Here is a 1,739-nt window from a genome sequence, read left to right as displayed (position 1 = left end):
CGGCCATAGCCAGCGCATCGGCACCCGCCGGAAAGTGAAGCCGGTCTGTGCGATCGTGCACCGCATCCCACACCGCCTGGGCAACATCGCTCTCGCGCGTGGTCAGGGCGGGCGCGGCAAAGGCTTCCAGAATGGGACGGGCAAAATCGGCATATTCGCCCGGCAACAGATCGCTGACCGGCAAGATGGCATTGGCGCCGAACCGCGTCGTGGGCGCATAGCCCGGCTCGACCAGCTTTACCGCAATGCCGAAATGGCCCAATTCATGCACCAGTGAGCCGGAGAAACCCTCGATAGCCTGTTTGGTCGCGGTATAGGCGGCGGCCAGCGGAAAGGTGCCCAAAGTTACGCTTGAGGTGACGTTGACGATGCAGCCCGAGCGGCGTTCCCGCATCTGCGGGATGAAAGCCTGACACATCGCCATCACGCCGATTGTGTTGGTCTCAATCAATTGCCGGATCAGGCTCATCGGCATGGCCTCGAAGGCGCCCACCCCGCCCACTCCCGCGTTGTTGACCAGCACGTCGATCGGCCCGGCCGCCTCGGCCAGAGCCGCGATGCTCTCCTGCGAGGTCACATCCAGCGGCAGGATGCGCAGCCGGCCGGAAGCGCCACCAAGCACCGCCGGGTCGGGCTGGCGCATGGTTGCCACCACATTCCAGCCCTTAGCGAGGAAATACTGCGCCGTTGCCTTACCATAGCCGGAGGATGTGCCGGTGATGAGGATCGTCTTGGTCATTGCCTGTCTCCTTGATCTCGATGCAGGGAGAGATAGACGTAAGGAAAAAGACAATATATAATCATGAATCCATATTCCTTTACAGATCGTCCAAACCATGGATCCCCTGAGCGAAATCATCACCCTGCTGCGTCCCCATGCGGCCCTGTCGAAACCGATCACGGCGCGGGGCCGTTGGGGTGTGCGCTATCAGGCGCATGATGCACCGGGCTTCACGCTCATCCTTGCCGGAGAGGCATGGGTGACCTTCGAGGGATCGACGCCGCTGCGACTGGCGCAGGGGGATTTCCTGCTGATGCCCACAACGCCCGCCTTTTCTCTGGGCAGCGAGCCGGGGATGACCGGTCCTCTGCTGGAGCCAAGCGACGGGCCGGTGCGGCACGGGGAACAGAACGGCGAGCCCGATTTTGCAGCCCTGGGCGGCAGCTTTTCCTTTGAGCGGGTCAATGCCCCTCTCCTGCTCGCGCTGCTGCCCGGCCTGATCCATATTCCCGCCGCGCAGGGCATGACGGACCGGATGGGCCGGACCATCCACCTGCTGGCCGAGGAATGCACATCCAGCCATCCGGGCAAGGATCTGATCGTTCAGCGCATGCTCGAAGTGCTGCTGGTCGAAGCCCTGCGGTGGCAGGGCTTGGCGCATGATGCCGCCTCGGTGGGCTTGCTTGCCGGGCTGCGCGATCCGGCGCTGGCGCACGCGTTGCACGCGATGCATGCCGATATCCGCGCCCATTGGACCGTTGCGCAGCTGGCAAGGATCGCGGGGATGTCACGCTCGGCCTTTTCGGCGCGATTCAGCCTGATCGTCGGGCGCGCGCCAATGGAATATCTATCCAGTTGGCGCATGGCGGTTGCCAAGGACGCGCTTGCCCGCGGCGGCAAATCGCTGGACCGGATCGCCGACGACATCGGTTATGAATCTGCCAGCGCCTTCAGCACCGCCTTTCGCAAACGCCTCGGCGCCCCGCCCGGCAGCTTTGCCAGAATGATGGGAGAGGCG

2 protein-coding genes are annotated in these 1,739 nt (G+C 63.8%); one reads left to right on the top strand and one right to left on the bottom strand.

Annotated elements, in window-relative coordinates; all coding sequences use genetic code 11:
- Positions 1-739: SDR family oxidoreductase (locus FHW96_RS25855; RefSeq protein WP_172343439.1), on the bottom strand; the 739-nt coding region annotated here is incomplete at its 3' end.
- 97 nt (positions 740-836) lie between these two features.
- Between FHW96_RS25855 and FHW96_RS25850 the strand changes: the two genes are divergently transcribed.
- On the top strand, positions 837-1,739 hold a 903-nt coding region (locus FHW96_RS25850; RefSeq protein ID WP_172343438.1), incomplete at its 3' end, for an AraC family transcriptional regulator.

It is taken from the genome of Novosphingobium sp. SG751A (assembly GCF_013149295.1).
Lineage (GTDB): Bacteria > Pseudomonadota > Alphaproteobacteria > Sphingomonadales > Sphingomonadaceae > Novosphingobium.
The sequence above is the reverse complement of the archived record's forward strand: the minus strand, read 5'-3'. Positions and strand labels throughout refer to the sequence as shown.